Origin of the sequence: Paracoccus sp. (in: a-proteobacteria) (assembly GCF_047973135.1) — a bacterium.
Classification (GTDB): Bacteria; Pseudomonadota; Alphaproteobacteria; order Rhodobacterales; family Rhodobacteraceae; genus Paracoccus.
On the sequence record NZ_JBKEBL010000117.1, the window covers coordinates 1 to 7,420 of the forward strand.

A 7,420-nucleotide genomic window follows, 5' to 3' on the forward strand; every position below is an offset into this window, starting at 1 on the left:
GGCGCTGGTCATCGACGAATATGGCGGCGTGGACGGGCTGGTCACGATCGAGGATCTGATCGAACAGGTGATCGGCCAGATCGAGGATGAACATGACGAGGTCGAGGGCGGGCTGTGGGTATCCGAACAGCCGGGCCAGTGGCTGATCCAGGCCCGCGCGCCCCTTGCCGAGGTCGAGGTGGAAACCGGGCTGCGCCTCGCGCGCGAGGATGAAGACGAGGAAATCGACACGATTGGCGGGCTGATTTTCATGCTGGCGGGCCGCGTTCCCCTGCGCGGCGAGGTGATCGTTCTGGATTCCGGCGCGGAATTTGAAATCGTCGATGCCGATCCCCGCAGCATCAAGCGTGTGCGCCTGCGTTTGCCGGGCGTCACGCCCGCTGCCCCCGCCACCGTACCGCCCGAGGCCGCCGAAGGCTGACGCCGGATCAGGGCAGGCTGTGCAGCCCGTTACAATGCCCGGTCGGACCGCCTTGCCAGGGGCTGTCGCCTGTCACGGCACCTCGATCTTGCCGACCAGCGGCACATCGTCCTGCTGGCTGACGGTGTGGCGTTCGATCATGCGGTGAACGACCGGATTTCCGTCGCCCTGATGCAGTTCGCGCAGGGCGATGGTGATTTCGGCATCCGATTTCGTGCGGCGCAGGTTGTGGCGCACATATTCGTCCCAGGTGGCGATGTGATAGCTTTCCGACCACAGGTCGGGATGTTCCAGATCGCGCAGCAGGGCCCAGTTTCGTGCTCCGTCGCGGCGGCGGACATTGCGACGCAGGCGCATCAGGCGCAGAAATTCCGGCACGTCCTCTTGCCGGATCCGGTAATCGACCATCACCATGATCGGCCCCGACCGGCCACGCAGATCCAGCCGCAACGCCGGTTCGCGAAAGCGGTTGGCCGGGTCCAGATCGACCTGCCCGAATTCCGGCATCTTGAACCAATAGCCGACGACCGCGCCCGCCAGCAGCACGCCCCCTGCCGTTGTCAGCGCCTGCCCGATCCCCGAGCTTCCGGCCACCGCGCCCCAGATCCACGACCCGGCCGCCATGCCTCCGAACACTGCCGTCTGGTACAGCGCCAGCGCGCGTGCCACGACCCAACGGGGGGTGGACAGTTGCACCGTCACGTTGAACAGCGACAGGGTCAGTACCCATGACGCGCCCGCAGGCAGCAGGGCCAGCGCGTGCAACCACATCGCCTGTGTCTGGCCCAGAACGATGGCCGAGGCGGCAAAGCCCGCAAAGGCCAGCCGGACAATGTTTTCATTGTCATAGCGCGCCCGGATTCGCGGGTTCAGCGCTGCGCCCATGATCGCGCCGATGCCGAAACATCCCAGCAGCGCGCCGAACAGCAGCGAACCGCCCTCGGGGTGGGATTTGGCGACCAGCGGCAGCAGAGCCAGCACCGATACCGCCGCAAAGCCGAACAGCGCGCCCCTCAGCATCACCCGCAGAAGGTTCGGCGAAAGCGCGACATAGCGCAGCCCCGCCCCCACGGCCGACAGGAACGGTTCTCGCGGGGCGGTACGCGGGGCGATGTCAGGTCGCCAGCGGGACAGCGCACCCAGCAGCGGGATATAGCTGACGGCATTGACCGCAAAGGCCATCGCCGCCCCGCCCGCCGCCACGATAAAGCCCCCGGCCGCAGGCCCGACGCTGCGCATAAGGTTGAAACCGACCGAGTTAAGCGTGACGGCGGCGGGCAGATCCTCGCGCGGGACCAGATCGCCCATGCTGGCCTGCCATGGCGGGTTGTACAGCGCCTGTCCCGCGCCGATCAGGAAGGTGAAGGTCAGCAGCAGCCAGGGCGTCAGCCAGCCCTGCCATGCCACCAGCGCCAGCAGCGCAGAAACCACGGACATCACAAGCTGCGCAAAGATCAGCAGGGTCTTGCGGTCGAACAGATCGGCCAGCGCCCCGGACACCAGCGCCAGCAGCATGATCGGCAGGGTATTCGACGCCTGAACCAGCGCGATCAGTGTCGCGCTGTCGGTCAGTTGCGTCATCAGCCAGGCCGCCCCCACCGCCTGAACCAGCCCTCCGAAATTCGAAATCAGCGTCGCGCTCCATAACAGGCGGAAATCGCGGGATCGGAATGGCGCGAGGGCGGATTTTCGGGTTTCGTCTGTCTGGGACACGCGGAGGTTCTTTTGCGGTTTTCCGGACCAGACTAGAGCCCCCGGCGCGAAACGGCAATCGGTGCGGGAAGCCGGTTTTTCGTACCATCCGGTTCATACTGGCACATGGGGGCCACATTCCGGTGCGGATCGCAAGACAATTGCGCTGGCGGGCTTGACGGCGGCAGAGTTGGGCCGACTGATGGATCATTGTACGAATCCCGTCCGGCTCTGCTGTCGGACGGTATTCGATCCGACCTGCTGCCCCGACTGTGCCTCTGCCGGTATGGTCGATGCCAACAAAGGAAAGAACATGCGCCTCGTCTCCCTGATCGTGGCGGCCAGTTTCGGCCTGTCCGCCTGCGCGCCGACCAACTCGCCCCGGATGCTGGCAAGCGATCCGATCCCGCCCGTCTATCAGGCCCGCAGCGATGCAGGCCCCGATGGCAACCCGATCGAGATTCCGGCGGTCCGGGCTGCCTATCTGAACGAACGCAACCGTCGCCAGCGCGTGCCCTATAACGGCCCCGAGGCGCCGGGTTCCATCGTCGTCGATCCCTATGCGCGGGTGCTGTATCACGTTCTGGAAAACGGCGAGGCGATGCGGTTTGGCGTAGCAGTGGGCCGTGCGGGCAAGGGCTTTTCCGGCAGCGCCGAGGTGCGCCGGAAAGAGCATTGGCCAAGCTGGCGCCCCACCGACAACATGATCCGGACCGAGCCGGAACTGTACCGCCAGTTCGCGGGCGGCCTGTCGGGCGGGATTGACAACCCGCTGGGATCGCGGGCGCTGTATCTGTACCGGGGCGGCAAGGACACCTATTACCGCATCCACGGCACGATGGACCCGTCCTCGATCGGCAAGGCCACCTCGGCGGGCTGTATCCGGCTGTTCAACCAGGACATCATGGATCTGTATGACGAGGCCGGTATGGGCACCCGCGTCAAGGTTCGCAGCCAGGCCGACAGTATCGCGATGGAAGGGCGGATGATCGAGACGCCCGAAGGCTATGTCGTCCCCGAAAACGAGGCCGCGCAGGCCGGCCTGCCGCAGATGACGCCGGCCCCGCAGATGACGGCCTCGGTGCAGATGACCCCCGCCCCGCAGATGACCCCGGTGATGCGTACCACCAACGCGGCGGTGGCCCCGGTCATGCCTTCGGATACGGCGACCATGTCGAATTATCACAGCATCAGGGGCGTGCCGACCACCACAGTCATTACCGCCGACGGCGTAGCTCCGGTGGAAAGCGCCGTGCCGCGCTGGTGATCCGTGCGACCCATCGCCGCGTCGTATCGGCGGAACCCCGGTCCTGAGCCGGGGTTTTGCCATTGAAAACCCGGCCGCAGTCACGCAATCTGTAGCCGCCTTCTGCTGCATTTCCTCTGGACGGTCATTATGCCCAACTACGCCAAGCTTGAATATGAACTTCTGTCCGGCGAGGAGCAGGCGCTTTGCACTGCAAGCCGTCGCCCCGGCATCGAAAATCTTGACGCGGCGGCGCTGGAGAAACTGGCCGGGGATCTGGCGAAGGTGGCAGAGGGGGCTGGCCCTGCGGGCGAGGATGGCAATGTGACCCGCGCCGATCTGATCGCTGCCGCCCGTCGCCGCGCCGCCGGAGAGCGCCGCCGCCGCAAGGTCTCGGTCGCAAAGACAAAGGCCGGAACGGCAGCAAAATCCGCGACTGCCGCCGCCAGGGAAAAGGCCGGAACCGCCAAGCAGGCCGCGCGCCCGTCTCTGCGCAAACCCGCTGGCCGCAAAAGCGCCGAGGCGCGCAAGACCGACCTGCGCACCGGATCGCGCCGTGTCGCCAAGGCCCCGGCCAAGCCCGTCGCCACCGCGCCCGAAGCCATCGCCCCCGAAGCCGATGTGCCACCGACCGCAGCGCCCGCCTTGGTTGCGCCTGCGCCGGAAGCGTCGGCGACTGTGGAAATGCCGTCCGTCACCATGGCGTCGGAGCCGGCACTGACCGCGAAAGATGTGGCCAAGGCCGCCCGCAAGGCGGCGAAAGCCGCCGTCAAAGAGGCGGCCAAAGCCACCCGCAAGGCCGAAAAGAAGGCGCAGAAGCAAAAGGAAAGGGAAGACAGAAAGGCCGCGAAAAAGGCGGAACGGCAGGCAGCGAAACAGGCCGAAAAAGCCGCACGTAAGGCCGAAAAGAAGAAAATCGGGAAGAAAAAGAAGGACAAGGCGTCCTGACGCCCCTGCCTGATGATCCGTTGTCTGTCACCCCTTGCCCTTTTGCTGTGCCTTGCCGCGTCGCTGCTGACGCCGGGCGGGAATGTGCAGGCGCGTCCTGCCGTCGATGCCACCGAGGGCCACCCGCCCGCGCGGCAAGACGAAAAGATTCGCTGCACCGATGACGGACGCGATTGCGTGCGGCTGGAACATTATGTCGGCGATGTCTGCAAGCTGATCGAACGGAATGCCGCGCAGAACCGGCTTGACCCGAACTTTCTGGCCCGGCTGTTGTGGAAGGAAAGCCGGTTCGAGCCGGGCGCGGTCAGCCCCGCCGGGGCGCTTGGCATCGCGCAATTCATTCCCAGCACCGCCGATCTTTACGATCTTGAGGATCCGATGAACCCGGCGCTGGCGATTCACAAGGCCGCCTGGTATCTGCGCTATCTGACCGACATGTTCGGCAATATCGGCCTTGCCGCCATCGCCTATAACGGTGGCGAGAACCGCGCCGCGCGGTTCAAAGCAGGGCAGGGCGGGCTGCCCTATGAGACGCAGGATTACGTTGAATCGATCACAGGCTTCAGCGCCCTGCGCTGGCGCGACAATCCTCCGAAGGAACAGGATCTGCAATTGACCCTGCATCCCGGTCTGGAGTTTCGCGCCGCCTGCGAAAAACTGGCCGGAGACCGCAACTTGCGGGAATTTACCGTGCCGGATCGTGTCTTTCCCTGGGGCGTCATCGTTGCCAGCCATCCCAGCCGGGCCGGTGCGTCCCATCAGGTCGCCCGCCTGAACCGCAGCCTGCGGCCGATCCTGGGCGACAAGAGGGTGGGCTATGTCCGCCAGCGCGTCAGCGGCATGAAGCGGGCGATCTATACCGCACAGGTCGGCTATGACAGCCGGCGCGATGCGCTGGCTTTTTGCGTCAAGCTGCGCACGGCGGGCGGGCGCTGTATCGTGCTGAAGAACTGATCCGCCGCCCGGATGCCCTGCGTTGATGATGGTGCGGGCGGCGGGAGTCGAACCCGCACGGGCCAGGCCCTAGCGATTTTAAGTCGCTTGTGTCTACCGTTCCACCACGCCCGCAACCGTCTGACGTGGCTATCGAAGCGCGGCAGGTTTCGCAAGCACTGGTTTCACCCTCAGCCAAAGCTGCGGGTGGGGCGGTCAAAGACCTTGCGGCCCATCAGGCTGCCGACCAGATCGACCATCAGGCGCGCGGTGCGGCCGCGTTCGTCCAGAAACGGGTTCAGTTCGACCAGATCCAGCGAGGTGACAAGCCCGGATTCATGCAGCAGCTCCATGACCAGATGTGCCTCGCGGAAGGTCGTGCCGCCGGGAACAGTGGTGCCGACAGCGGGCGCGATCGAAGGGTCGAGGAAATCGACATCCAGACTGACATGCAGCAGCCCGCCCGCTGCGCACACCCGGTCCAGAAAGGCGCGCAGCGGCGCGACGATGCCTTGTTCATCCAGCACGCGCATGTCGTTCACCGTTATCTCGGTCGCCTGCATGGCGGCATGTTCGGCGGGATCGACGCTGCGGATGCCGAACATGCAGATATTCTGGCCGGGGATCGGTGCGGGAAATGGCGGAAAGGGGGCAAAGCCGGGCAATCCGCTGGCATAGGCCATGGGCGTGCCGTGCAGATTGCCCGATGTGGTCGTCTCAAGCGTGTGAAAGTCACTATGCGCATCCAGCCAGATCACGAATTGCGGCCGACCGATGCGCGCGGCATGTTCAGCCACCCCCGCGACCGTGCCCAGGGCCAGCGAGTGATCGCCTCCCATGGTGATCGGCATCCCGTCCGACATGGCCTTGACCGTCGCCTCGCGCAGCGCATGGGTCCAGCCGATGGTTTCGGGCAGATGGTGGACCGCGCCATTACCGCAGATTTCCCCGCCCGATACGGCAGGGGTCACATCGCCGCGATCCTCGACGCTGTGGCCAAGGGCGCGCAGAGTCGCCGCCAGGCCGGCCACACGATAGGCGGCGGGCCCCATCAGGCAGCCGGGGCGGCGCTGGCCCTCATCGACGGGTGCGCCGATCAGGATACAGTGGGTCATGGAAACCTCCGGTTCGGGGTGGCGACAGCTTTGCCCGGACAGGAAAGAAAGTCCACTGTCCGGTTCAGCTTCGGACACCCTTGAAGCGCTGTTCCCATTCGGCGCGCTGATCGTCGGTGATCTTGGCGAACAGCACATCTGGAACGGCAAATGCGTGCCCGGCAGGCAACACGGCCAGCGCTTGCGCCACATCTTCTGGCCAGTCGCGTGTATCGGTCCGCATCGCCGCCAGCATTGCATCGGCGGCAAAGGGGATGAAGGGCGCGGACAGGACGGCGTAAAGGCGGATCAGGTTCAGCCCCAGACGCACCTGCATCGCGGCCTTGTCGGGGTCGGTCTTGAAGGCCGACCAAGGCGCCGCCGATTGCAGGTATTCGTTGCCCAGAACCCAGATCGCGCGCAGTTCGGCTGCCGATTTGCGCACCTCCATCGCCTGCATCAGCCCCTCATAGGCGCGGATGCGGGTGGTCAGCGCCTCGATCAGCGCAGTTTCCTCGGGGCCGTAGGCGCCGCCCTCGGGGACCGTCTCGCCGAATTTGGACCGGCAGAACTTGGTGATCCGGCTGACGAAATTGCCCAGAACATCGGCCAGATCCTTGTTCACGGATTGCTGGAAATTCTCCCATGTGAATTCGCTGTCGCCCGATTCCGGGGCGTGGGACAAAAGCCACCAGCGCCAGTAATCGGCCGGCAGGATCTCCAGCGCGTGATCCATGAAGATGCCGCGCCCCTGAGAGGTACTGAACTGCCCGCCGTCATAGGTCAGATAGTTGAAGGACTTGATGTAATCGACCATCTTCCACGGCTCGGCTGCGCCGATCATCGTGCAGGGAAAGCTGAGCGTGTGGAAGGGCACGTTATCCTTGCCCATGAATTGCGTATAGGTGACGTCGTCCGCGCCTTCGTCGGTGCGCCACCACGCGCGCCAGTCGGCATCGGACCGGCCATTTGCATCGGCCCATTCGGCGGTCGCGCCGATATATTCGATGGGCGCGTCGAACCAGACGTAAAAGACCTTGCCCTCCATCCCCGGCCAGTCCTGATCGCCGCGCTTTACCGGCACAC

The 7,420-nt window shown here is 65.1% G+C and carries 7 protein-coding genes and 1 tRNA gene; 4 read left to right on the forward strand and 4 right to left on the reverse strand.

Features of this window, described 5'->3' with window-relative positions; translation table 11 throughout:
* Nucleotides 1-421 (forward strand): transporter associated domain-containing protein (locus ACK5L9_RS09030; protein WP_416911133.1); only part of this gene is annotated, 421 nt, incomplete at its 5' end.
* Nucleotides 422-493: 72 nt separating this feature from the next.
* Here ACK5L9_RS09030 and ACK5L9_RS09035 read toward each other — a convergent pair.
* Nucleotides 494-2,134, reverse strand: coding sequence for an MFS transporter (locus ACK5L9_RS09035; RefSeq protein ID WP_416911134.1), 1,641 nt, complete (start codon nt 2,132-2,134; stop codon nt 494-496).
* 292 nt (nt 2,135-2,426) lie between these two features.
* Here ACK5L9_RS09035 and ACK5L9_RS09040 point away from each other — a divergent pair, with 292 nt between their 5' ends.
* From ACK5L9_RS09040 to ACK5L9_RS09050, 3 genes are all read left to right on the forward strand, one after another.
* Nucleotides 2,427-3,380: a L,D-transpeptidase family protein gene (locus tag ACK5L9_RS09040; protein ID WP_416911135.1), complete on the forward strand. Its 954-nt coding sequence runs from the start codon at nt 2,427-2,429 to the stop codon at nt 3,378-3,380.
* Nucleotides 3,381-3,509: 129 nt separating this feature from the next.
* Nucleotides 3,510-4,307: a hypothetical protein gene (locus ACK5L9_RS09045; RefSeq protein WP_416911136.1), complete on the forward strand. Its 798-nt coding sequence runs from the start codon at nt 3,510-3,512 to the stop codon at nt 4,305-4,307.
* Nucleotides 4,308-4,319: 12 nt separating this feature from the next.
* Nucleotides 4,320-5,261 carry a lytic transglycosylase domain-containing protein gene (locus tag ACK5L9_RS09050; RefSeq protein ID WP_416911137.1) on the forward strand — a complete coding sequence of 314 codons (942 nt, stop codon included), beginning with the start codon at nt 4,320-4,322 and terminating at the stop codon, nt 5,259-5,261.
* 29 nt (nt 5,262-5,290) lie between these two features.
* Here ACK5L9_RS09050 and ACK5L9_RS09055 read toward each other — a convergent pair.
* The 3 genes from ACK5L9_RS09055 to ACK5L9_RS09065 form a co-directional block, all read right to left on the reverse strand.
* Nucleotides 5,291-5,375 (reverse strand) — tRNA-Leu (locus tag ACK5L9_RS09055).
* Between the two features lie 56 nt (nt 5,376-5,431).
* Nucleotides 5,432-6,355, reverse strand: coding sequence for an arginase (gene rocF, locus ACK5L9_RS09060; RefSeq protein ID WP_416911138.1), 924 nt, complete (start codon nt 6,353-6,355; stop codon nt 5,432-5,434).
* 64 nt (nt 6,356-6,419) lie between these two features.
* Nucleotides 6,420-7,420: class I tRNA ligase family protein (locus ACK5L9_RS09065; protein ID WP_416911139.1), on the reverse strand; the 1,001-nt coding region annotated here is incomplete at its 5' end.